This is a genomic window from Syntrophales bacterium, assembly GCA_026417625.1.
Taxonomy (GTDB): domain Bacteria; phylum Desulfobacterota; class Syntrophia; order Syntrophales; family UBA8958; genus JAOACW01.
The window spans coordinates 66,685-92,277 of the sequence record JAOACW010000007.1 but is presented as its reverse complement, the minus strand read 5'-3'; the positions used below and the strand labels follow the sequence as shown (position 1 = coordinate 92,277).

Here is a 25,593-nt window from a genome sequence, read left to right as displayed (position 1 = left end):
ACGCGAGAGTGGCGGAACTGGAAGACGCACTGGACTTAGGATCCAGCGGGTAAAACCGTAAGGGTTCGAATCCCTTCTCTCGCACCATCCTTTCTAAAAGAAAGGTTACCATCCACTTGGGTGGATGGTTTTTTTTTGTTTTGCGTTTATATTAGAGGTAATAACCTTGACATCATTTATAATCGTTATTAGATAACTGCTGCATTTTTGATAACTGAGGAGGAGTAAACGTTAAATATGACAACCCATGCTGTCAAGATTGAGGATTTGAGTCCTGTTAAGAAGAGGTTGAGCTTTGAGATTCCTTGGGAGGAAACAAAACGGGAGATTGATGAAATTTACAGAAGGTTATCTCGGACGGCGAAAATAAAGGGATTTCGTCCGGGAAAGGTACCGAGATCCGTTTTGGAGGTGTACTATAAAGACTATGTGGAAAATGAAGCGGTGAGTAACCTGATAAACCGTTTTTACTTTGAGACCCTTGAGGAAAAGGACATACGTCCCCTTGGCGATCCGGAACTGGAAAAATCAGAATTGGAGGTAGAAAAAGGTTTTACCTTCACAGCCACAGTGGAGGTGGAACCTGTGATTGATCCTCAGGGGTACACAAACATTGAGGTAGAGGTGGAAGAGACCCCAGTGACGGATGATGATGTGGAACGGAGGATCCAGCAGCTTCAAGACATGTTCAGCACGATGGAGGATGTACCAGAAGATAGAGGTGTAAACAAAGGGGACTTTGCTGTGGTTGACTTTCAGGGTGCGGTGGAAGGAGAAGTATTAAACGAGTTAAGAGGAGAAGATTATATCTTCGAAGTGGGAGCAGGGAATCTTCCTCAGGAATTTGAAGAAGGTATTCTGGATTCGAGAAAAGGGGAGAGCAGAGAAATAAAGGTGAGGTTTCCTGAGGATCACGGTAATCCGAAGGTTGCGGGCCGAGAGGTTATTTTCAAAGTTACACTGAAAGGAATAAAGGTGAAGAAGCTGCCTTCACTTGATGAGGAATTTGTCAAAAACTTTGATAACATAAGTTCAATAGAGGAATTGCGCACTGAGGTTCGTAAATCACTGGAGTTGAACAGACAGAATGAGACGCGAGCACGCCTTAGGAAAAGTATCTTGGATAGACTACTTGAACAGAACTCTTTTGAGGTTCCTCAGGTGATGGTGGATAGGCAGATCATGGCCATGATGGCAAACAGCCATCGTTACATGACTATGCGGGGGATGGAGCCGAAGAGGGCGGCAGAGTTGATTGGAAAACACAGGGAAGAATATGAGGAGGAAGCGAGACGCATTGTAAGGACTTTTCTGCTCATGAAGGCTATCGCTGCAAAGGAGGGGATAACAGTTGATGAAGGGGAACTGGAGGAGAAACTCCGTCAATTTGCGGCTCAAAGGGGACAAATCTATGAGGAGAACAGGGAAAAATACCGTGATGAAGGTATAGAGGATATGATCCGTTATGATATTCTCGAAGAGAAGGTGTTTAACTTCTTAGAGGCTAACGCTCGTATAACAAAAACCTCCCCTGGGGAGACAAAAAGTGAGGAGGTGAAGTAGATGCATCTTGTACCCATTGTAATAGAACAGGACGGAAGGGGTGAGAGGGCTTACGATATATACTCACGCCTTCTAAAGGATAGGATAATATTTCTTGGTACAGCTATCGATGATAATGTGGCGAATCTCGTTATAGCGCAGATGCTTTACCTGGAGTCCGAGGACCCCGACAAGGAAATTTATTTCTACCTCAATACACCCGGTGGACAGGTTAGCTCCGGACTGGCCATATATGATACCATGCGGTACATTCGACCACCTGTCTGTACGTTCTGCATGGGTCAGGCAGCTAGTATGGGGGCTATTCTTCTCGCTGCGGGAACCAAGGGCAAACGCTTTGCCCTTCCCCATGCAAGGATTCTTATACATCAGCCCATAGGTGGTTTTTATGGACAGGCTACTGATGTTGACATTCAGGCTAGGGAGATATTAAGATTGAAAGATGAGTTGAATAGGATTCTATCAGAGCTCACTGGACAGCCTTTGGAGAGGATTCAAGCGGATACTGAAAGGGATTATTACATGAGTAGCGTGCAGGCAAAAGAATACGGATTAATCGATGAGATAATCACCAAGAGGCCATAGAGAGGTGAATATGGTGAGAAGAGGAAGGGATAATCAAAGTCCTGGTTTGTTATTCTGTTCGTTCTGCGGGAGAAGCCAGAACGAGGTTAACAAACTGGTTGCGGGGCCGAGTGCGTATATATGTGATGAGTGTATAGAACTCTGCCGTTGCATAATTGAGGAAGATGGAAATGTTCCCCACAAAGATGAGATTAGAAGGGGTATTCCGAAGCCTAAAGAGATAAAGAAATTCCTCGATGCTTATGTCATTGGTCAGGATAGAACCAAGAAGATACTTTCGGTTGCTGTTTATAATCATTACAAGCGGATCCTCAGCGGGACTACGCACAACAGGGATGGGGTGGAGATACAGAAGAGCAACATACTCCTCATAGGTCCCACAGGTTCCGGCAAGACTTTGCTTGCGAAAACGTTGGCTAAGATGTTGAACGTACCTTTCGCCATAGCTGATGCAACGGCCCTGACGGAAGCGGGTTACGTTGGTGAGGATGTGGAGAACATCATACTCTACCTCCTCCAAAATGCCGATTATGATGTGGAGAGAGCCCAGAAGGGTATTGTTTATATTGATGAGATTGACAAGATTGCAAGAAAATCTGGGAATCCCTCTATAACAAGGGATGTCTCTGGTGAAGGTGTACAACAGGCGCTTTTAAAGATCATTGAAGGGACGAGAGCGAATATCCCTCCGAAAGGGGGACGTAAACATCCTCAGCAGGAATTCATTCAGGTGGATACAACAAATATTCTCTTTATTTGTGGAGGTGCTTTTAACTCCTTAGAAGAGATAATAGCTAGGCGGATAAGTGGAAGTTCCATGGGATTTGGTGCTGAGATAAGGGGCAAACACAGCAAAAAAATAGGGGAGCTTCTTGCTCAGGTCCAGCCCGAGGACCTTTTAAAGTTCGGCATGATACCAGAATTTGTAGGCAGATTGCCCATCATTGCCACGCTGGATGAACTGGATGAAAATGATATGGTGAGGATTCTTGTTGAACCGAAGGATGCTATAATCAAACAGTACCAGAAGTTATTCGAAATGGAAAATGTGAAATTGAGATTCACCGATGGTGCTCTGAGAGCTATTGCTAAACTGGCAATCGAAAGAAAAACTGGGGCGAGAGGTTTGCGTTCCATTCTGGAGAATGTTATGCTGGATATCATGTATGAGCTTCCGTCCCGTCGGGATTTGAAGGAATGTATAATCAGTGAAGAGGTTGTTCTCAACGGTGAAAGTCCAATTTTGATATTTGAATCTAAGACTGAAACAGCATAAAATAAAAAAAGGTATAGGCGTGTTTTATGGGACAGAGTGAAAGGGTTACAAGATTACCACTGTTACCACTTCGAGATGTGGTGGTTTTTCCACACATGATTGTCCCCCTTTTTGTGGGGAGGGCGAAGTCAATTGCTGCATTGGAAGCGGCGATGAAGCAGGAAAAGGGGATTTTCTTAACGGCTCAAAAAAATGCTCAGCAAGATGATCCTAGAGAAGACGATATATATAGAGTTGGAACGGTAGGTTTAATAATTCAACTCCTTCGACTACCCGATGGTACTGTTAAAGTATTGGTGGAGGGCAAGAAAAGGGGTATAATTAGACATTATCTCGGTTCTGATGAGTATTTTTATGTGGAGATTGAAGAGGTTGATGAGAGGGCAAGTGACGACAAGGTAAAGACAGAAGCTCTTGTGCGAAGCCTTAAGGATTCTTTCGAGGAGTACGTTAAACTCAGCAAAAAAGTTCACGTGGAGATTGCGGGTACCGTCTCTGCTATCGATAATCCGTCAAAGCTCGCCGATGTTATCATTTCTCATCTTGGTGTGAAGTTGGAGGACAAACAGAGGGTTCTGGAGATTTTTGACCTCAACGAGCGACTCGAGGCGATTTTGGAATTGTTGATGGGTGAAATCGAGATTCTGCAGCTGGAGGAAAGGATCAAGCGGCGTGTAAAAAAGCAAATGGAGAAAACTCAGAAGGATTACTATCTGAATGAGCAGATTCGTGCCATTCAGAAGGAAATGGGCGAAAAGGATGAGTTTAGGAATGAAATAGAAGAGTTAGAGAGAAGGTTAAGTCAGAAGAAACTTTCAGAAGAAGCTTATAAGAAGGTAAAAGCTGAGATCAAAAAACTCCAAATGATGCCTCCCATGTCTGCAGAGGCAACTGTGGTTAGGAATTATATAGACTGGATACTAGATCTGCCCTGGGGTGAAAAGACTGAGAATAATTACACTTTAAAGGAATCGGAGGCGATTCTAGAAGAGGATCACTACGGACTCAAACAGGTTAAGGAAAGAATCTTGGAGTATCTCGCTGTTCAGCGACTCGTAAATAAGAACAAGGGATCTATTCTATGTTTAGTTGGTCCGCCAGGGGTGGGGAAAACCTCTATCGCGAGATCTGTGGCGAGAGCTACGAACAGAAAGTTTGTCCGTTTCTCCCTTGGAGGAGTTCGGGACGAAGCTGAAATAAGGGGTCACAGAAGAACTTACATAGGGGCTTTGCCGGGTAAGATAATACAGCTTATGAAGAAGGCAGGGACGAGTAATCCTGTAATGTGTCTCGATGAAGTGGATAAGTTGAGTTCTGATTTTAGAGGTGATCCCGCATCCGCACTTCTTGAGGTACTAGATCCCGAGCAGAATTACGCCTTTAACGATCATTACCTGGAAGTGGATTACGATCTGTCCGATGTGATGTTCATTACTACGGCCAATGTGTTGCAGACGATTCCTGCTCCTCTCCAGGATAGGATGGAGGTAATTCGTATTGCTGGGTATACTGAAGACGAAAAGATGCAAATAGCTAAGAGATTTCTCGTAGCCAAGGAGATGGAAGCAAATGGTCTTACAAAGGATCATATAAGCTTTACCGACGGGGCAATACTGAGGATCATTCGCCAGTACACCAGGGAAGCGGGGGTAAGGAACCTTCAAAGGGAAATTGCGTCCATCTGCCGTAAGGTTGCGCGGGAGATTGTAACAGATGGCGTGAAGAAGAGGATCAGGATAACATCCAAGTCAATTCCTAAATATCTTGGAGTACCCAAGTACCGTTATGGTGAGGCGGAAGGAAAGGACCAGATAGGTGTGGCTACAGGGCTCGCCTGGACGGAGGTTGGTGGTGAGCTCCTCGCCATCGAAGCAATGGTGATGAAAGGTGCGGGAAAGATGGTTATGACTGGTAAACTTGGGGATGTGATGCAGGAATCTGTTCAGGCCGCGTTCACCTACGTGCGGGCAAGGGCTGAAGAGTTTGGTCTGTCCAGTGATTTCTACAAAGATGTGGACATTCATGTTCACGTCCCGGAAGGTGCAATACCCAAAGATGGACCGTCGGCTGGTATTGCCATGGCCACGGCTATAGCTTCAGCATTGACGAAGAGGAAGGTGCGTGGCGATGTAGCTATGACAGGGGAAATAACCCTCCGGGGCAGAGTATTGCCAGTGGGAGGACTTAAAGAAAAGCTGTTAGCGGCTCACAGAGGGAATATTAAAACGGTGATAATTCCAAAAGAAAATGAGAAGGATCTCGCTGAAGTTCCGGAGAACATACTTAATTCATTGGAGATAGTCTTTGTGGAATCTGTCGATGAGGTTATAAATGTGGCATTATTGGAAGATAAGAAAGAGGCACGTATTGAGGAAGATAAAAAGGAAGATAAAGCGGATAATGAGGAAATGGATGGAGCTCTGCGCATCACACCAGCAATGCTTAACTCCTGACAGACACTCACCATGGCAGCGTCGTAGGGTGTGAATATGGATAGGCTGCTGCAAGTTTACAACACCTATTACAATAAGGTGATGGACTGGTATTCTGGCCTTACGTTTGTAGAGCAGTTTTTTGCACTATTTGCGCTTTTTGTGCTTCTCTTTGCTGTCGTTGCCCTGTTTATTGTTAAAAAGGTAAGCTCATAAGTAAGTGCTACTCGTGGCGAAGTGATTCGATGGGATTCAGTGTTGATGCTCTGTAAGCTGGGTAATAGCCAAAGAAGATACCTACCAAAGCGGCGAATCCCACAGCAAGAACAACGGATAGTGGTGAGATTAGTGTTTCCCACCCTGCAAAGGTCGAAATTAACCATGAAGCCAATACGCCAACGAATATGCCAATGACCCCACCAGCAAGGGATAGTGTGACGGCTTCAACGAGGAACTGAAATCTTATATCTCTGATTTTTGCACCTACGGCCATACGTATACCAATTTCTCGTGTGCGTTCAGTGACCGATACAAGCATGATGTTCATGATGCCTATGCCCCCTACAAGTAAAGATACAGAGGCTACTGCCCCAAGGAGAAGGGTCATGATACGAGCTGATTGTTCTGCGACCTGTAATAGTTGTGTCATGTTCCTTACAGAAAAATCTGGTTCGCTTCTCGGGCCGATCCGGTGACGTTGCTTTAAAAGGGCGTTTATTTCTTCTTCTGCTTTTTCCATATCATTGATGCTCTTCGCTTTAACAAGGATCTGGCGAACCATTCCAGGGAAATGCGTTCCAAAGATTATTTTTTGCGCGGTTGTAATGGGAATGTACACCACGTCATCCTGGTCTTGTCCCATGAGTGATTGACCCTTTGGTTCAAGCACACCGATTACAGTAAAAGGAAAATTCTTAATGCGGATGGTTTTTCCCACAGGGTCCACTTCTCCAAATAGATTTTCTACAACTGTCTGACCGAGAAGACATACTTTACTTGCACTTCTTATTTCCTGTTCACTGAACGAGCGTCCAGATGTGAGCTTTGCATCACGAATGGTCAATATGTGGATGCCCACACCGTGAACGACAGTTGACCAGTTATTGTTGGCGTACACAACCTGGGCGACACCGTTCAGTACGGGTGAGACCGCTTCCACAGATGAACACTCTCTTTCAATAGCTTCTGCATCTCCTATGTTCAATGTCATCTGGGTTCCCATACCCAATCGCAACCCCCCTGATGTAGCAGCTCCGGGTAATACCACAAGGAGATTGCTCCCCACGCTTGAAATCTGGTGGGATATTTTTCTGCTCGCACCCTGACCTACGGCCACCATGGCAATTACTGCACCCACACCTATAATAATGCCGAGGACGGTAAGAAGAGAGCGGGTTTTGTTAACCCAAAGAGCTTGCAGGGCTATCTGGACTGTTGTGACAAGGTCAATCATGGATATTTCTCCTGTTCGGTGCGTCGTCCACGACCTGACCGTCAAGAAATCTAATTATACGTTTACTGAAAGAAGCGGTGGGAGGATCATGTGTAACAACAACGACCGTTACCCCCGATTCTTCATTGAGTTTTACAAAGAGTTCCATAATTTCTCTACTGGTTTTTGTATCGAGGTTACCTGTTGGTTCATCCGCTAGTATTATGGGTGCTTCACCCACAAGGGCTCTGGCGATAGCCACCCGCTGTTGCTGTCCTATGGATAGTTGATGAGGATAATGATACTCTTTACCTTTAAGGCCTACCGCGTGAAGGGCGGAGATGGCTTTCTCCTTTCTTGTTTTTGCGTCAACCTTTCTATATATTAAGGGCAATTCCACGTTTTCCACAGCCTTTGCCCTGGGTAGGAGGTTAAATCCTTGGAAAACAAAACCGATTTTCCGGTTACGGATTTCAGCTAGGTCGTCTTTATTTAATTTGCTTATCTCTTTGCCATCCAAAAGATAACGTCCCGATGTGGCCTGGTCCAGGCACCCAATGACATTCATGAATGTAGATTTTCCTGACCCGGATGGTCCCATTATGGCCACAAACTCACCTGTATTTATTTTGATAGAAACCCCATCAAGGGCTTTTATTGTATTTCCTCCAAGGTCATAGTACTTTCTTAAATCATACGTTTCAATGATGGAGGACATACTGTCACCTAATGAAGCGTGGTTGCACGGCTGAATCTTTCTTTTTTACGAGAACGTCCACTATAACTTCATCACCTTCTTTAAGTTCTCCCGACAGGACTTCTGTATAGTTCATGTCGCTGATGCCTGTTTTAACAGCTACCCGTTTCGGACCACTGGGAGTTAAGATCCACACTCCTGTTCTCTTTTCACTTTCGTAGTTAGTTTTTCTCAATTTTTTTCTAATTTCATCGGGCATGCGAAACCTAAGAGCTGTATTTGGGACTTTGGGAACATTTTTCTTAGCATTTGTGATAATAGATACATTGGCTGTCATGCCAGGTTTAAGCTTAAGGTCACTGTTTTCCACTCGCGCTATAACTTCGTAGGTAACAACGTTCTGGACATTTATTGGAGCATTCCGAACTTCGTGGACTTTACCTTCGAATACGTGATCTGGGTATGCATCAACTGTGAACTGGACGGGTTGTCCGGTTTTCACTCTCCCAATATCCGCTTCTGCTACACTAGCAACCACCTGCATCTTTGTTAGATCCTGAGCAATACTGAAGAGGGTAGGGGTCTGTAGACTGGCAGTTACCGTTTGTCCTACATCCACATTTCTGGAAATCACTATCCCGTCCACTGGAGACCGTATCTGAGTGTAGCGAAGGTTGGTCTCGGCCGTTTTAAGGGAAGCCTTGGCTTGCTCGTATTGAGCTTTTGCTGCCTTTACCTGAGCTTCTGCTGTTTCTAGATTTGTCATGGCGGTATCGAGTTCGCTTCTTGATATAAAGTTTTTCTCTATCAGCTTTTCATACCGGGAAAGTGTCCTTTGTGCGTCCCTAGCTTGGGCCTCCGCTTTCTCTAGGTTGGCCTTTGCGAGAAGTAAGTTTGCCCGAGCCTGCTCAACTTGGGCTTCATAAAGAGCCGGATCTATTCTAGCTAAGAGCTGGCCTTTTTTGACTTTGCTGTTATAGTCCACGTGGAGCTCCTTTATCATTCCAGAAAGCTGGGCTCCGACAATAACAGTGGTTACCGCGTCAACTTTTCCTGTAGCTGTAATGACAGACTGGATATCGCCTCTCGCAACTTTTTCAGTGCGGAATAACCGAGGGTTTGCATTGTTGCATCTGTAAAAAAATAGAATGGTTCCTAAAAGTAGTAAGACGGTGGAGGTAAGGTAAAATATACGTTTTCGGGTTATACGTGTGCCCATCTTCATTTTCCCATTGCTTTTTCTAAGGCTGCTATCTCTGATTTAAGGTCGTAAAAGGCAGACCAGTAGTTTAACTTTGCATTGCTGGCCGCTGCGATGGCGTCTGCCACCTCTATAGAGTTTCCTAGTCCTGCATTGTATCGGCCTATAACCAATTCACGGTTTTCTTCTGCTTGCTGTATGGCAATTCTTGCATTTTCGATGCGCCCTAGCGCTTCGTTTATGTTCAAGTAAGCCTGGCGAACTTCTAGGTAAATACTCTGTCGAAGGTTTTCCGCATTTGCTCTGGCAACTTCGAGATTCGCCAGAGATTCTTGAATTTCGTACGTCGTGGAAAATCCACTGAATAAGGGTATGTTTAGACTGGCCGCCACGGACCAGCCCTCATCAATGGGGAACTGTTGCCCACCATAACCGATGCTTGCAGTACCTGTTATAGTGGGAAGGTATCCTGTTTTAGCCAATGTAATTGCTTGCCTGTTTGCTTCTACTCTGGCCAGTTGAGCCTTTAAATCGGGCCGGTTTTCGTATGCAGTTTTCAGTGCTTCTTCGAACGAGATAACTTCTGCTGTATAGTTTGTGTCGTCCTCTACTGTGTACTCTGGTGCATCCGGACAACCTATGGCTGAATTCAAAGAGGCTATGGCTAGTTTAAGGGTGTTCTCAGCTTTGAGAAGATTCAGGCGTGCATTGCTAAGGTCAACTTCGGCCTTTGTGACATCTATTTTGGGCCGCATTCCGACCTCGAATAACTTGCGGGCCTGTTCCAGATGTTGTTGGAATTGATTTACTGTTTCTACTGCAACGCTTCGCTGGTGGCTTGCTTTGAGGAGATTGTAATATGCCTGACGAACACCAAGGATGATTTTTTTCTTTGTTGCTTCAAGTTCAAAATTTGCCGCCTTTGCATTCATTTTTTGAATTTCAATTTGCGTCCCTGTTCTCTTGAAATCGTATATGTTTTGGCTCACATTGATAGAGGTGGTGTAGTTATTGTAGACGTCACCAGTTGTGGCTGGAATTTTCCCTTTCGGGGTATGATAAGGATCAATGCGTTGAACCGAATTTGACCAGTTTAATTGCGGATAGAGGTTAGATTTTGCCAGATCTATTCTGGTTTCAGCGGCAACAGTGTTGTTTGAAGCAGCAACTAAAGTGGGATGTTTTCTAAGTGCAATTTCAATTAGACGGGAAAGAGCTAACTTTTCGCCATACCTTATCTCCGGTAAAACCTCTGTGTGTCCCGGTAATGCAAGTGTGTGAACGAGTAATGTTGCTATTAAGATTCTTAACACCGTTTTGTACATTTTCAGGTAATTTTTTGCAAAAAAAAAGCCAAAAGGATTTTTGTCTTGCTGTATCGGTGTTTTAGAAGAAAAGAAAGCAAATTCCTCAAATATAATCGTATACAGACTAACCAGTTCGGCAGGTCTGATAGATAATTTTTATACACTTGAAGGTGATTACACAAAACCCCATTCCGTTCCTTTGGGGGTATCCTTTAATGTGATACCCTTCTCGAGTAGTTTTTGGCGGATCTCATCTGCTTTAACCCAATCCTTTTTCAGTCTTGCTTGATGACGTTCTTCCAGCAGTTTTTCGATCTCGTTCAGATCGATGTTTCGATGTTTTGCTTCTCTCTCCCGATCTTTCCTAAAGTAATCGTCAGGATCCTCATTGAAGATACCAAAGATCTGCCCCAGTTCCTGGAATAAACTCTGGCATCTCTTGAGCACATTCCTTTGAGATGCTGTGCAGGGTTTTGAAACTTTTCCTATGTAACTGTTAACGCTTCGTGCGGTGTCGAACAAGAAACCAAGTGCTCGGGCGGTGTTGAAGTCATCGTCCATAGCTTCTATGAAGGATTCACGTATATGGTCTAGTTTTTCTAGGAGATTACGGTCCTCTTCTGTGAGTTCCAGTTGAGATTCTTCTTCATATGTATCTTCGGAAAGGGCATCTTTTATGGATTTCAAAGTATTGTAGAGTCTTTCCATCCCCATGCGGGCTTCTGACAGTGCTTCAGGGGAAAAATCAATGGGGCTGCGGTAGTGACTCGATATAATGAATAATCGTAACACCTCAGGATGATAGCGTTCGAGTATGTCGCGAATTGTCACGATATTACCGAGGGATTTTGACATCTTTTCACTTTTCACCCGGACAAAACCGTTGTGAACCCAATATCGAGCGAGCGGTTTTCCCGTTGCACCTTCTGACTGGGCAATCTCATTCTCATGATGGGGAAAGATGAGGTCCTCGCCGCCTCCGTGTATGTCGAATGTCTCGCCAAGAAAACGCTGACTCATTACGGAGCACTCTATATGCCAACCGGGACGTCCCCTTCCCCAAGGACTCTCCCAACTTGGTTCACCTTCTTTGCTCGCTTTCCAGAGGGCAAAATCGAGGGGATTCTTTTTCCTTACATTTACTTCTACCCTGGCCCCGGCCATCATCTCCTCGAGACTTCTCCCTGAGAGCTTACCGTAGCAGGGGAAATTATCGACGGCAAAGTACACATCACCATCCACCACATAGGCGAGGTTTTTATCCAGTAATTTCTTGATAAGTTCAATCATGCCGTCTATGTTTTCTGTGGCCCTTGGTGAAACTGTGGGTTTCATCACGCCTAGGGCCTCCATATCCCTGTCGTGTTCGGCTATGAATTTCTCTGTGATCTCGCCAATGGATGTTCCTAAGGTTTGTGCTTTTTCTATGATTTTGTCATCCACGTCGGTGAAATTCTTCACGTATTTTACATCATAACCCCTGTAACGAAAGTACCGGGTGATCACGTCAAAGACAACTGCTGAGCGGGCATGGCCTATGTGGCAATAATCGTAAGCCGTAATTCCACATGTATAGATGCCCACTTTGCCAGGGGTCAATGGTTTGAATTCTTCTTTACTCCGTGATAGCGTGTTGTAGATTTTTATGGCCATAATTCCTCCTCTGCCTTATCTCACGGATAAAGAGGCATAACTCTAAGCCCACTATCCTCTTCAAAACCGCACATTATGTTCATATTTTGGATGGCTTGGCCAGAGGCTCCCTTTATCAAGTTATCGATGACCGAAATTATTATAACCCTGTTTGTTCTGGTATCGACGGTGATACCAATGTCACAGAAATTGGAACCGCGAACGGAAGAAATAGCAGGTAGTTTTCCCTTCTCATAAACGCGTATGAATTTTTCATTTTTATAGAATTCTCTGTACAGATTGACAATCTCATCGGTGCTCCAGAACTCTTTTAGGTTTGCGTACATGGTACTCAATATACCTCGGGACAGAGGCAATAGATGAGGGGTAAAATTGACTTCCACATCTGTACCTGCGAGTCTGCTCAGTTCCTGCTCGATTTCTGGTGTATGCCGGTGGCTAGCCACTTTGTAAGCACGGAAATCTTCATCGACCTCGCAGAAAAGAGAAGTTACGGTTGGTTCTCGTCCTGCTCCACTGACACCGGATTTAGAATCTATGATTATTCCTTTGGTTTCGATTAACCGATGAGCAACTAAGGGAGCCAATCCCAGGATAATGCTGGTAGGGTAGCATCCAGGATTGGCCACTAATTGAGCTTCTCGGATGTGAATCCTATAGATTTCTGGGATTCCGTAAACTGCCTGGGATAAGAGGTGGGGAGTCTTGTGGGGTTCATACCAGTGTTCGTATGTTTCTCTGTTGCGTAGGCGAAAGTCAGCGCTTAAATCCACTACCCTGCACCCCGCCTTCAGAAAGGTCTCCGCAACTGTCATGGAAACAGCATGGGGTAGGGCAAGAAACACGATGTCGCATCGGGAAGCCACTGATTCAGGGGGGGCGTTTTCAAAATGGAGGGTAGTAACCCCTGTGAAAATGGGGAACACATGGGAAACAGGATAATCTGCATAGCGTCTAGATGTTACAGCAGTAACCTCAACGTGGGGATGGTAAAGTAATAACCTCAATAACTCCTGTCCTGTATAGCCAGAAGCTCCATAAATGGCAACCTTTACCATATATCCTCAGTACAATAAGGGAAAGATCTGAAAAGTTAGCGCTTGGAGTACTGGTACCGCTTCCTTGCTCCAGGCTGACCGTATTTTTTTCTTTCCTTCACCCGGGGGTCTCGAGTTAAAAACCCTTCTTTTTTTAGGATACTTCTCAATTCACTGTCGTATTCAACCAGCGCCTTCGCTATGCCATGTCTTATCGCTTCAGCCTGACCGGAAATACCTCCACCGCGAACATTGATATAGAAATCGAATTTTCCTGTCTGCCCCACGAGCTCCAGTGGTTGCTGGATAATGTATTTTAAGGTTTCTCTAGGGAAATATTCATCTAACGAACGTTTGTTTATTATCCAGTTACCCATACCCTTTTTCATGTAAACCCGGGCAATTGCCGTTTTTCTCTTTCCTGTGGCATAATATCTTTTTTCTACCGCAACCATTTTGCTCGCCTTACCTAGATGTTAAGTACTTTTGGGCATTGTGCTGCGTGTGGGTGAGCACCACCCCTGTAAACCTTGAGTTTCCTTAGCATAGCTCTGCCAAGAGGGTTTTTGGGAAGCATTCCCTTTACTGCTAATCTCACCACTTCTTCTGGTTTCTTTTCCAACATTATCCACGCTGGTGTTGATTTAAGTCCCCCTGGATAACGGGAATGATGGTAATAGATTTTGTCTTTATTTTTCTTACCCGTGAGCACTATTTTATCGGCATTTATCACAATGACAAAATCCCCTGTGTCCACGTGGGGGGTATAAATCGGTTTATGTTTACCACGCAGGATTGCAGCGATCTTGCTTGCCAGTCTTCCCAGTACCTTGCCCTGGGCATCTACAACGTACCAGTTTTTTTCAACCTCTCCCTTTTTCGCAAAAATTGTGGTTTTTTTCATAGTTACCACCGGTTATTCAAAAAATCGATTTGCGACCCTATGAAATTTCTTTTTATTTGTCAAGAAAAAGTTGTTCACTCAATATTCAGCTACAGTCACTCTATCTCTCCCTTCCCGTTTCGCTTTTTCAAGGGCAAGCCGTACGGACTGTATCAGGTCTTGTGCTGTTTCACCATGTTCCGGGAAAGCGGCTACGCCAATGGAAAGGGTTATTCTCTTCAAATGCCTACTGTGTTCGTATTCTGCCCTGTCTTTTAACATTTCCCTTATGTTTTCCGCCCTTCTTTTCGTAGATTCCAAAGATACGCCGGGTAGTATAACAATAAACTCATCTGCTCCCCACCGACAGGCTATATCTTCATCCCTTTTTACGATGTTGAGAAGTGCAGCTAAATCTTTGATTATTCGCTCTCCCTCTTCAAAACCATAATTACGATTTATTCTTCCCAAGTGGTCGATGTCGATAAACATCATACCCACAGGTTTTTCCTGTCTTTTAGCTTTTCTAAGTTCCAATTCTAGTGTAGGTTCCACATGCCGACGATTAACTAGACCTGTCAGAGGATCTTTGGTTGAGATCAGAGTTATGTCTTCCCGTAATTTTAAATTCATCAGGGCGAGACGAATCTGTTGTGCTGTTATCAGGCAGAGTTGCTCAAACGTTTCAATTCCCCTATTCGAATAATTGGGTGGTGGGTTGCTCCTAAAGTGAAGGAGACCTATAAATTCTCCATGGACATTCATGGGAAGGCACATAGACATCCGTCCGTCGTTTTCACCGGAGCAGTGACCACATGGTATTTCTTTAAGTGATCCGGCAACGAGGTGAGGTCTGCTCCTTCGGATTGCCAGGCAATCAGATGTCGTAAAAATGGTGCTGTGTGGTGTATAGCCCCAACTTACTACCAATTCTAGCAGGGATTTTAAAGCGTTAAATCTATAAAAAGCACCGGCTTCGAAGAGTCGAGACAATTCTCTGCCCATGACTTCATACGCCTCTTTCAGTGTAAAAGAAGCGCATAGCATATCTGTCGTTTTAACAAGACTCTTGATTTTGTTTTTTGAAAGGGCCATTGTAGTACCCAGCAATTATCTTCTGGAATGACTCGGGCACTGTGATACCCAGCGATTCCATTTTTGAGTAAAAATCTTTTAGGCTTTCAGAAGTTTCGAGTGAGTTTATAAATATTTCCAGGTAGGCGTTTCCAGATCCCTCAATTTCACCCTTGAACATACCATCCCGCTCAAGATGATCCTCAATCTGTTCTACTTGACCTTTTTTGATGGTGGTCCCAAATGTGTGATATGCTGCGAATAACAGAAGAGAGTGATCTTCGTAATCTCTTTTTTGTATAGCGTTTTTCACTTCATTGAGATCGATTACATCCACAAGGTACACATCTCTTATAATGGATGTTTCTTCGTAGATTTTCTTTTTGATTTCGCTTGGATCTTTACTTCCAGAAAAGTAAAAGACTACGCCTGACTTTGCGAAGGGGCGTACTTCGCCTAAGAATTCTACACCAATACTAACATCAAAATGGTGTTCTAAGTTGGAAACTTTTGACAGAAGGGGGAGTAACAAATTGTCGTTTTCCTGCGAATTCTTAAAAAAGTGGTTCATGTTTTTGATAAGACGCTGACGAATAGTAGGTACACTTGATTCCTTCGGGCTTATTGGGATTCTACGCAGAAATTCGCCGAAGTGTTCTCTGTTTAATACCTTTCTTTGCCAGCAGGAACCTTCTTTTCTTAAGTTTACCATGTCTACGGTATTTTTGTTTTCCAGTTTCGCCAGGGTTATATTGGAGAGACCATGTTCATCCACTGTGATTTTAAAAAAAACCCCTCCTTCCAACAATTTGCCACCGGAGACAATTGTTCCGAAATTGGAAGGGTTAAGAAAAACGGTACCTCTGTGTTCTTCAAAGCCCCAGTGTTCGTGTATGTGGCCGCTTAGACATAGAAGGACACTGTTTTCTTCACAGAAACGGAGAAGTTCTAACGAGCCACTTTCACCCCCAAATGTTCTGAAATCAAGTATACCGAATGGGGGTTTATGAGTAACCACTATATCGGGTTTAATTTCATTGAAGAAACGTAGCATTTCACTTTTACCCTGATCGCCTCTGTACTTTACTATGTACTGGGAGGGAATACCCGGTGTGTAAGTATCTGCACCACCATAACCAGCTATTCTAAAATGACCTACTTGATACCAGTGTCGGTGCAAATCTCTCGTATGGAGGGATGTATACTGTAAATCCATGTCGTGGTTTCCCGGAAGGCACAGAACCAAATTTTCTTTTTTCATTCTTAGGACGCTTTCCAGGACTTTGTACTTCTGATGAGCAGCGCGACGACCACGGATAGTCAGCTCTTCAAGGGTTTGAATAATTTTCCAATCTTTGTCGGATATGTCTTTCCGATCGATGAGGATTTCTTTTAAATTCTCTCTTCTGATATTGCGTAATCCTAAACGTTGTCTGAGTTTGTATGTTAACTGCTCGCACTGTCTGTACCTGATTGTAGCTTCCTCTGTGAAGAAGGGACGATCGAGAAGATCTCCAGAAACTATGTATAGGTCTGCATCACTACAGTTAAGTAGGTTTCTCACACTGTCGAAGTCGTCATGAATGTCAGAAAGATAAACAATCTCCATCAGTTACCCCCCTAACTTAATTTAAGTTTACCATATGTATGTTCAAATAGGCTACTTTTTTAAGATTCAGTGATTTCGCATAATTGCCAATGAACAAAGCACTTGACACAGAATTGATTTTTGTTTTTAAACGCATAAACGTACATTGGGGAGTAGGGGGTTCCTTCCTTAGCAAGCGGGTATTCTGTCATGATCGAAAAAAGCATCCGTGTTCTCCTAGTTGAGGACAGTGATGATGATGTTTTCTTAATCATCTCTCAGCTAAAGAGAGGTGGTTATGCACCGGAGGTTAAAGTTGTTAGAACCCTGCCGGAATTCCAAGACGCGCTAAAGTACAAGTGGGACCTTATACTTTGTGATTTTACGCTTCAGGATTTTGATGGACTTCAGGCCTTGAAAGTGTACAGAGAAGCGGGAATCGACATTCCATTTATCGTGGTGTCCGGGAGGATAGATGAGGAAACAGCAGTCAAAGCGATGAGGTGGGGAGCTCATGACTATGTCATGAAGGATAGAATGGTGCGCCTTCTTCCAGTTATAGAGAGAGAGATGAGGGAAGCCCGGGTTAGGGCGGAAAAGAAGATAGAAGCGGAAAAATTCATATCCCAGGCCAAACAGGACTGGGAAAATATATTCCAGTCTATAGGACACCCCACAATAGTTCTTAACCCTGAATTTAGGATAACAGCAGCGAATAGGGAAGCAGTGTTATTGGCGGGGGAAACGTTGAGTCCTCTTTTGGGGAAGTTGTGCTACGAGGTTTTTCATAGGAGTACCCATCCACCTGAGAATTGTCCCGTTCGGAGGTATTTCGCTTTGGGTGATGTGGAAGAAACGAAAATTAGAACTCCTACGGGTGTTTATCTTTTAAAAATAACTCCTATTGTAAAAGATGGTAAAGTCCACAGTTTTATTCACGTGGCCACAGACATGACCAGGCGTGAGCAGGCTGAAAAAATGCAGGCCTTACTTTTCGAAGCAATAGGGCAGTGTGAAGAGGGAGTCTGCATAACAGACTGCGATGCACGTATCCTTTATGTTAACAATTATTTGGAAAAGGTTACGGGCTATAAAAAAGATGAAGTTTTGGGACAGTATGTGGGAATTTTATGTAATTTCAAAGAACCACCTATATTTCAGGAGTTGCAGCGTGTTTTGGAGAAAGGCGAAACGTGGAGTGTAAGATCAACATCCTACAACAAGGCTGGCATGCCATACGAAGCAGCTGTTACAGTTTCACCTGTTTTTGATGAAGAGGGCAAGGTTACCAATTATGTGTTGGTAATGAGGGATATAACTCAGACTGTGCTTGCCGAAAGGCAGATCGAGCAGGCCAAGAAGTTGGATGCCCTTGCTACTTTGGCAGGTGGTTTAGCCCATGAGTTCAACAACATTCTGATGACGATTCAGGGTCATGCCTCACTGATGCTTATGGGAACAGACAAACGCCATCCCAATTATGAGAGGCTCATGTCCATAGTAAATGTTGTTCAAAGAGGAGCAACATTGACAGCTCAACTTGTAGGAATGGCAGGGGTGGGTAAGTATGAATTAAAGCCTGTGAATATGAACGACATTTTAAAGGCTAAGTTGCACACTTTCTCTAAGGAGCGGAAGGGTATCCAGGTGTTTGAGAAGTATGAACTAGATCCATGGTTGGTCGAGGTGGATCGGGCACAGATGGAGCTAGTTGTTGACTGTCTGTTAAATAATGCGGTTTGGGCAATGCCCACGGGGGGTAGACTGTACGTGGAAACAAAAAATGTGAGCGTTGATAGTACATTAGGAAAGTCACATGGTGTTGGGCCTGGTGATTATTTTCTCGTTACCGTGAGAGATACAGGTATTGGAATGGATGAAAAGACTCAGGAAAGGATATTTGACCCTTTTTATTCAATTAAAAACTTTAGCCAATCGAAGGGTTTGGGACTTTCAGTAGTCTACGGGGTGGTGAAAGCTCATGGGGGTAACATAACTGTCAAAAGCAAGCCAGGTGAGGGTTCCACCTTTTCTATCTTTCTGCCAGCGTTGGTGGATGAAAAAATGAACGGGCGAGATGTGGCAAGAGAACAAAGTGGGGAGAGTAAAACTATACTTGTGGTGGATGATGAGCTAACGGTGGTGGAAGTCACAAGAGAGATGCTTTCGGGAATGGGATACAAGGTGATCACGGCTACGAATGGTGAGGAAGCCATAAAGATTTACAGAGAGAGTATGGGAAAGATAGACCTTGTGCTTCTGGATATCATAATGCCCGGTATGAACGGTGAAAAGGTTTTGGAAAGTCTCCTAGAGATTGATCCCCGGTGCTGCGTTTTACTTACAAGTGGTTACAGCTTTGACGAGACGGCAAGAAAGCTTCTGAACAGAGGAGCACGCCTGTTTCTTCAGAAACCTTACCGTTTTGAAGATCTCAAAGAGAAGGTAAAAATGGTACTTGCGGAGAGTAAGCATTAGAGGTGTGTAGCATGGGTAAGAGAAGGTTCGTGGATCTTAGTATAGCCATTGAGGGAAATCTGCCCAGTGACCCCCCCATGATGATTCCTAAAATAGATTACATAGATCACGAAGTGGGGGCCAATCAGATGGTCGATTTTTTCCCGGGTATCAGTAAAGATTTGTTGCCCTGTGGGCTTGGTTGGTCATTGGAATTTATCTATCTTACGACCCACAGTGGGACCCATCTCGATGCGCCTTATCATTATCACCCAACACAGGATGGAGGTAAAAGGGCTCTTACAGTTGATGAAATTCCTTTAGAGTGGTGTATGTCCGATGGTGTCCTTCTCGATTTCCGTCACAAAGGTGATGGGGAAAGAATTACCGCTGCAGATGTGGAAGATGAACTTCGGAGAATAGGGTACAGTTTGAAGCCTCTCGATATTGTTTTGATCTGGACAGGAGCGGATGCCGCCTGGGGAACACCGGAATACTTGGTGAAAGGTGCGGGTATGACAAGAGAAAGTACGCTTTATCTTACAGAAAAAGGCATTAGAGTTGTGGGCATCGATGCATGGAGCTGGGACCGTCCACTACCTTTTCTGGCAAGAGAATTTCAACAAACAAGGGATCCAAGGGTAATCTGGGAGGCACACTTTGCGGGAATTGAGATTGGTTACTGCCACATGGAAAAAATGGCTAACTTTGGTTCCATTGGAAAACCGTACGGTTTTACTGTGATCTGCTTTCCTGTTAAAATCAAGGGAGCTTCTGCGGGTTGGTGTAGGCCCGTAGCTGTTGTTGAGGAGTAGTGTGGAAGGAAAATTTTTCCTCCGATTGATGTAAAAAAGTTAACCCCGGCCTAAAATTCCTGTAATTACTGCATTTTTCAATATTCAGATGACTGGCATAACCTTTGCTCTCAGTGAACTGTAACAATCACTGAGGGTCTACATGAAAGTTGCTTTTAATGCTTCAAAGATAGCTTGGAAATCAAATAAGAATTGTCAAACTTCTTCTTCAGTGTCCCGGCTGGGTTACTCTTTTAGGGATAGGTTGGCGGGAAGGAATGATACACCTGATTTTTTAAATGAATTTCTAAAGCTGAAAGAGAATGTAAATCTAGGGAAATCTTTACCCGGTTGGACGGATGTGCCGGAGAAATTAGAGATAGATCTCGTACATGATGGTACAAAAGTTACAAAAAGTTTCATTTCAGCTTTTCGGGACGAGAAAGTAGCGAGAGGCGGTCTGAATTTTCAAAAAGACTATGATATTTTCGCTGGGACGTGTCCATTTCTTACACCCATAAAGGAGGAAAATCCTGTTCTGACTTGCGGCAAAGGTGTTGAGAGTAATGAAGGACAGGTTCTAACTCCGTTTATTTTAGGGAGAGTCCTGCCGGAGAACCGTTACTATAAGGACAAAGGGGTAGTGTCTAACAATTCGGCTTTAGTGGGTTTTAGTCTACATGAACAGATACATAACCGTATCGGGAAGGGAGAAACCTTTAGACTACCTCCAAAGGTAAATGACGTTTCGCCTGTTGTGGAAGAGGGAAGACCTAGAATCCCGTTGGCTATGGATCGTTCAGCGAATAAGGACAGGACTAGAGTGGATTTGGCTTTAGTTTCGTCTTTTGTGGAGGATGTTGTCGCAGATATAGATCTGCAATTTGTTCCTGTTCAACAGGGAAACGCCGGGGAGAATCGTCAGTCAATCGCTAAAGGAGTTACTGTTTGTAACCGCACTGATCTTGTTGAAGAAAATGTTTTCTGTGTGAATCTCACTACGCATAAGATTGTGAAGAGTAATGGGGAAGAAAGAGAGAGGTCAGGAGGATTAATCATAAGAAATGATGGCGATATCATCTTTTCTCGAAGGGAGAATGTACCTTTTCCCAAGATTAATACAAGGATGGATCTTTTAAAGGAAGGTATCCTGAATGAAAATGAAAGATCTCTTACACATGATGAATTTTCAATTGATCCTGCCATACGGTTCTTTATTCTGGATGAACATGTTCCCGAATACACAGAAAATCCAGTTCGTAATGTAAGGGGCGAGTTAAGACCGGTTGTGAAAGATTCTTTAAAAAATGGGATCACTTGTGAGAGGCAAGTAACATTCAATGCTGAAACCAGTGGGACTTTGAAGACAGATTATGGACAGGGAGGTAGATCATTTATCGAAAACTTCAATGATTCCAATTCATTACCTCATATGAAGCGGGATGATCAGATGATGGGCATGTTTGCTACTGCTGATCGAACCTCTGATATTCCCTCGCAAGAAATGGAGAGATCGAACACGACCGCAGATAATCGTAAAGGGGCTCTTTGCGATGAAAACCGTTCATTTTTTGGTGCAATGGAGAACATTTCGAGGAACGCCGTGTTGGAGAGTGTCTCTCAAAGGGCTAGTGCGAACCCCGGTACATTTTCAAACTTTGTCATGGATCAAGTGGTAGAGGGTGTATTTACTGCATCGAGAGAAGGTGGGCGGATGAGGATAAGTTTGCAACCGGAAACTTTAGGAAAGGTGGAAATGGATCTTTATGTAAGTGAGGATAGGGTTAAATTGTTGGTTGTGGTTGAGAATGAGATCGTGAAGCATCTTATCAAAAGTGGGATGGAGGACCTACGAAGCTCTCTCCAGCAACAGGGGTTGCAGATAGCTTCCGTAGACGTCATTCTTCACCCGTTTTCGGATCAGCAGGATGGCAGTTCGTTCAATGGTTTTGGTAATTGGTCAGAGAGTAGTGCTTGGAGGAGGGAGGGAAACACGGGTGCTCAGGATTTTCTAAGTGATGACCGTCATTTTGAATGCCATGAACTCTCAGCAGAAGGTGAGACCAACGATGAAAAGATAGGGCAAAGAAATATAAGCATTTTTGCATAATGGATGGAGGTTTCCATGGGCGATGTGAATGGAATCAGTAAAATTTTGGAGGTGTATGGAAAATCTAATACAACCACCGCGACAAAGACCACCTCGAAAAGTATGGGAAAGGATGATTTTCTTAAGATGCTTGTGGCCCAGCTTAAGTATCAGGATCCTCTGAATCCGATGGACGGCACGGAATTCGCGGCTCAGCTTGCTCAGTTTTCCAGTTTAGAGCAGCTTTGCAATTTGAGTGAAGGGATAAATAATTTGGGTGTTCTTCAGCTGAATCAGGCTAATATGCAGGCTGTGCAACTCATTGGTAAAGAGATCACAGCATCGGGGGGTAATTCTTTTGAGGCTCTGGGACAGCCTGTGGAACTATCCTATGAACTTTCGGGGGATGCCGCAACGCTGGAGGTGTTAATCTACGGAAGTAGTGGTGAACTTCTGGATAGGATTCAGTCAGGTATGCAGAAAGCAGGTCTCAACACATTAACGTGGAGTAACAGAGGTGGTTACAAAGGCAGGTGTACTTTTCAAGTTGTGGCCACATCTTCAGATGGTAAAAGTGTAGATGCTGAACCATTGATTACTGGAAAGGTTTCAGCCGTTAGTTTTAGAAATCAATCGGTGTTTTTGAAAGTGGACGGTAAAGAGGTTGCCTTTACCGATGTGAAACAGATCAAGGTAATTTAGTAGAACCTTCGGGGAGGTATGTAATTATGGCTAACGCACTTTGGATAGGGACAACAGGTCTTGCTGCTTGCAGCAAGCAACTGGACGTAATTGGCAACAACCTGGCCAATGCTAATACAATAGGGTTCAAAGCAAGTGAAACCACATTTGCTAGTATGCTGAGCCAGAGTCTTGCCGGGGGCTCTGGCAGTATGCAAGTTGGTCAGGGTGTGGGAGTAACCGCTATTACCACTCAGTTTTCCCAGGGGTCCTTTGAATCTACAGGGAATGCCACCGATGTTGCTATTGACGGTTCGGGATTCTTTATTGTCAAAGACCCCAAAGCCGATCTCGTTTACTATACGAGGGCAGGTTCCTTTTATATAAACAAGGAGGGTGATCTTTGCGATGTAAGTGGTTATCTTGTGCAGGGGCATATGATAAGTGCGGATGGTAAAGAGTCTACGGATTTAACGAAGATAAATCTCACGGGACGCAAATCAAAACCTCACGAAACGACGAAATTTAAGCTGGGCATTAATCTCAACGTGGAAACTGATCCTTCGGATGCGGTTAATTACTTTAACTCTACGCAGACTATCTACGATTCTATGGGTTCCAAACACAACTTGGCTCTAACCTTTACTCATTCTGTGGAAACACCACGTCTCTGGAGTATATCTGCTAAGGTAGACAATGGTAATACAGTTGTACCGGATCATGCATGGCTTGAATTTGATGATACGGGGACGTTGATTACCAATACGAGAAGACAGATTTTGGCTAGTGAAAGAGTATGCACGGATTCAGATAATACTAAGGCAATAAAAAAGACGACAGCGCTTGTAGGAACTAGTTTTTACAATGGCGAGGATATGGTTACTTTTGAAGAAAATGATGAGATTAAAATTACCGGAGATGATGATGAAATCACTTATAAAGTAGGTAAGTACGATACTGTTCAGACTCTACTTAACAAGATTAAAGAGGCTTATAAAAGTCATGACGTGGAAGTTAATCTTTTGGACGGGAGAATAATAGTGATCGATCAGGCCACAGGAGAAAGTGATTTGACACTATCCCTTTCCGGAGCAAAGGCGAATATTTTTGGTAAAATTAATACGGACAACCCCTATGGCCAGCGAGGTATTAGTGGCATCACCAAAGAGGACATAAAATTCGATTTTTCAGCGCAGAACAAATCCATCGGTGTTGAGGGCGTGATTACCTGGGACATTTCGAGTGCGGACGCCCCGGAGATCACCTGTTACGCTCTTGATTCGCGGGTGAATTATGTCAGTAATGATGGGTATCCTGCTGGTTTGCTGAACGCTCTTGATATAAACAAAAATGGAATAATCATGGGATTCTTCACGAACGGACAGCAGCAAGAACTGGCAAGGATAATGATTGCTGCTTTTACAAATCCCGGTGGTTTATTTAAAGTTGGTAGTTACTTCGTCGAGACTGCGGAATCTGGTACGGCAAATATTGGTATTCCTTCTGAAGGAGGGCTCGGCAATATACAATCCCGTTCACTGGAAACATCCAATACGGACATTGCTAGGGAATTTATAAAGATGATAGCAGCTCAGAGGGCTTATCAAGCGAATGCAAGGATAATAACCTCTGCCGACCAGATGCTTCAGGAACTGATGAACATTAAGAGATAAAAGAGAGGTGATGGGCGGTGATGGTTGCGTTAAAATAACCATCACCGCTTGTTATTTTCTCATTGGTCTATTATATTCTTTGTTGACTATTGCTGAAAGTTTGGAAATGAGCACAAATTCTATTCCCCCTTATCATTACCCAAGTATTAAAAGCGTTTCGTATGCCAATGTTTATCAGCGTAAAGACGTAAGTTATCCGGAGCAACGAGTTGAGGTTGAATGTGATGATATCGTAGATGTGTCGACTGTGAACAACTCGAATAACAAAGAAGTGCCACACGTGTTAAAACCATCTGAAAAGAGTTTTACACCCCGCTTATCAAAGAGGTGCGTCAAAGGATCTATCATAGATATCTGGGCATAAGATATTTTGTCAAATTGCTGACGCCCACGTTAGTCTAAAATCGCATTCAAATTGTTAGTGTCTGTGTGTTCCTAAGAAAAATCACTTCTATTACGGTTAGTTATCTGTTTCAGTATCTATGGTATACAACTTGCTTTTGGAGATTAAACATCGAGGTAAAGTAGAAGGCCGTTTCTTTCATGTTGTTTCGTTATCTCTGGTGTTAGTTAATTTTTGTTTAGTTTTGTTGATTTTATATCGTGGTGGAGTGGCTGATTTAGAAACGTAGTACAGAAGATTTGTTTTACTCTCATAATTATGGAGGATGGTAATGGCTAGGGAAGTAATGGATGATTCAGTAGATAAGGAACAGCAAAAAAAAATGAAGACGAAACCCCCTTTTGTAAAATGGGTAATTATTGGTTTGGGTGTGCTGCTCCTTATAGGTGGTGTAGCGAGTGCGGCGTACTTCTACATCAACGTTTACTTACAGCCGAAGAAAGCTGCAGTTCAGCCGGTTATCGGAACAGTTTGGCCTATGGAGCCCTTCATTGTTAATCTTCAAGATACAAACGGGGATCGTTATCTCAAGTTGGTTCTGCAGCTTGAAGTTTCTGATCCAGAGGGTGTTAAGGAATTGAACCTGCTAAAACCTAAACTGAGGGATAACATTTTGGATCTTCTATCTGCAAAAACGTATCGTGAACTAATGGATGTAACAGGCAAGCAGAGATTAAAAGAGGAAATCACACTGCGTATTAACAGCTTTCTTACAACGACCAAAGTCTCCAGGGTTTATTTTACAGAGTTTATAGTTCAATGAACAAA

21 protein-coding genes and 1 tRNA gene are annotated in these 25,593 nt (G+C 43.8%); 12 read left to right on the top strand and 10 right to left on the bottom strand.

Annotated features, from left to right (window positions below):
• Positions 1-2: 2 nt before the first annotated feature.
• The 6 genes from N2317_06325 to N2317_06300 all read left to right on the top strand — a co-directional run bounded on the left by N2317_06325 (position 3) and on the right by N2317_06300 (position 6,072).
• Positions 3-87, top strand: a tRNA-Leu gene (locus N2317_06325).
• 150 nt (positions 88-237) lie between these two features.
• Complete coding sequence (tig, locus tag N2317_06320) at positions 238-1,563, top strand: trigger factor (protein ID MCX7817107.1); 1,326 nt, start codon at positions 238-240, stop codon at positions 1,561-1,563.
• Complete coding sequence (gene clpP / locus N2317_06315; protein ID MCX7817106.1) at positions 1,564-2,148, top strand: ATP-dependent Clp endopeptidase proteolytic subunit ClpP; 585 nt, start codon at positions 1,564-1,566, stop codon at positions 2,146-2,148.
• 10 nt (positions 2,149-2,158) lie between these two features.
• A complete protein-coding gene (gene clpX, locus N2317_06310; GenBank protein ID MCX7817105.1) occupies positions 2,159-3,424 on the top strand; it encodes an ATP-dependent Clp protease ATP-binding subunit ClpX in 1,266 nt (421 codons plus the stop codon).
• Between the two features lie 26 nt (positions 3,425-3,450).
• Positions 3,451-5,877, top strand: a complete 2,427-nt coding sequence (gene lon / locus N2317_06305; GenBank protein MCX7817104.1) for an endopeptidase La — start codon at positions 3,451-3,453, stop codon at positions 5,875-5,877.
• A gap of 36 nt (positions 5,878-5,913) precedes the next feature.
• A complete protein-coding gene (locus N2317_06300) occupies positions 5,914-6,072 on the top strand; it encodes a hypothetical protein (GenBank protein MCX7817103.1) in 159 nt (52 codons plus the stop codon).
• Between the two features lie 7 nt (positions 6,073-6,079).
• Here N2317_06300 and N2317_06295 read toward each other — a convergent pair whose 3' ends face one another.
• From N2317_06295 to N2317_06250, 10 genes are all read right to left on the bottom strand, one after another.
• Positions 6,080-7,309, bottom strand: a complete 1,230-nt coding sequence (locus N2317_06295; protein ID MCX7817102.1) for an ABC transporter permease — start codon at positions 7,307-7,309, stop codon at positions 6,080-6,082.
• The gene (locus tag N2317_06290) at positions 7,302-7,997 is read right to left on the bottom strand and encodes an ABC transporter ATP-binding protein (protein ID MCX7817101.1); all 696 of its coding nucleotides are present in this window, start codon (positions 7,995-7,997) and stop codon (positions 7,302-7,304) included. The genes N2317_06295 and N2317_06290 overlap by 8 nt, the downstream gene beginning before the upstream one ends.
• Positions 7,998-8,010: 13 nt before the next feature.
• The gene (locus N2317_06285) at positions 8,011-9,204 is read right to left on the bottom strand and encodes an efflux RND transporter periplasmic adaptor subunit (GenBank protein MCX7817100.1); all 1,194 of its coding nucleotides are present in this window, start codon (positions 9,202-9,204) and stop codon (positions 8,011-8,013) included.
• A gap of 2 nt (positions 9,205-9,206) precedes the next feature.
• On the bottom strand, positions 9,207-10,499 hold the full coding sequence (locus tag N2317_06280) for a TolC family protein (GenBank protein ID MCX7817099.1): 1,293 nt from the start codon (positions 10,497-10,499) through the stop codon (positions 9,207-9,209).
• Between the two features lie 168 nt (positions 10,500-10,667).
• Positions 10,668-12,146 (bottom strand): cysteine--tRNA ligase, encoded by a 1,479-nt coding sequence (gene cysS, locus N2317_06275; protein ID MCX7817098.1) that lies wholly within the window; start codon positions 12,144-12,146, stop codon positions 10,668-10,670.
• Positions 12,147-12,166: 20 nt separating this feature from the next.
• Positions 12,167-13,204 (bottom strand): N-acetyl-gamma-glutamyl-phosphate reductase, encoded by a 1,038-nt coding sequence (argC, locus tag N2317_06270; GenBank protein ID MCX7817097.1) that lies wholly within the window; start codon positions 13,202-13,204, stop codon positions 12,167-12,169.
• Positions 13,205-13,239: 35 nt separating this feature from the next.
• Complete coding sequence (gene rpsI / locus N2317_06265) at positions 13,240-13,638, bottom strand: 30S ribosomal protein S9 (protein ID MCX7817096.1); 399 nt, start codon at positions 13,636-13,638, stop codon at positions 13,240-13,242.
• Between the two features lie 14 nt (positions 13,639-13,652).
• Positions 13,653-14,087, bottom strand: coding sequence for a 50S ribosomal protein L13 (gene rplM / locus N2317_06260; protein MCX7817095.1), 435 nt, complete (start codon positions 14,085-14,087; stop codon positions 13,653-13,655).
• A 78-nt stretch (positions 14,088-14,165) separates the two neighbouring features.
• Positions 14,166-15,161: a diguanylate cyclase gene (locus N2317_06255; GenBank protein ID MCX7817094.1), complete on the bottom strand. Its 996-nt coding sequence runs from the start codon at positions 15,159-15,161 to the stop codon at positions 14,166-14,168.
• A complete protein-coding gene (locus N2317_06250) occupies positions 15,124-16,749 on the bottom strand; it encodes a metallophosphoesterase (GenBank protein ID MCX7817093.1) in 1,626 nt (541 codons plus the stop codon). The genes N2317_06255 and N2317_06250 overlap by 38 nt, the downstream gene beginning before the upstream one ends.
• Positions 16,750-16,938: 189 nt before the next feature.
• On the opposite strand from N2317_06250, the gene N2317_06245 reads away from it, so the two are divergent.
• From N2317_06245 to N2317_06220, 6 genes are all read left to right on the top strand, one after another.
• Positions 16,939-19,206 (top strand): response regulator, encoded by a 2,268-nt coding sequence (locus tag N2317_06245; protein ID MCX7817092.1) that lies wholly within the window; start codon positions 16,939-16,941, stop codon positions 19,204-19,206.
• Between the two features lie 11 nt (positions 19,207-19,217).
• On the top strand, positions 19,218-20,000 hold the full coding sequence (locus N2317_06240; protein ID MCX7817091.1) for a cyclase family protein: 783 nt from the start codon (positions 19,218-19,220) through the stop codon (positions 19,998-20,000).
• A 142-nt stretch (positions 20,001-20,142) separates the two neighbouring features.
• Positions 20,143-22,089, top strand: coding sequence for a flagellar hook-length control protein FliK (locus N2317_06235; protein MCX7817090.1), 1,947 nt, complete (start codon positions 20,143-20,145; stop codon positions 22,087-22,089).
• A 15-nt stretch (positions 22,090-22,104) separates the two neighbouring features.
• Positions 22,105-22,770, top strand: a complete 666-nt coding sequence (locus tag N2317_06230; protein ID MCX7817089.1) for a flagellar hook assembly protein FlgD — start codon at positions 22,105-22,107, stop codon at positions 22,768-22,770.
• Between the two features lie 26 nt (positions 22,771-22,796).
• Complete coding sequence (locus tag N2317_06225) at positions 22,797-24,422, top strand: flagellar hook protein FlgE (protein MCX7817088.1); 1,626 nt, start codon at positions 22,797-22,799, stop codon at positions 24,420-24,422.
• A 674-nt stretch (positions 24,423-25,096) separates the two neighbouring features.
• The gene (locus N2317_06220; GenBank protein ID MCX7817087.1) at positions 25,097-25,588 is read left to right on the top strand and encodes a flagellar basal body-associated FliL family protein; all 492 of its coding nucleotides are present in this window, start codon (positions 25,097-25,099) and stop codon (positions 25,586-25,588) included.
• Positions 25,589-25,593: the final 5 nt, after the last annotated feature.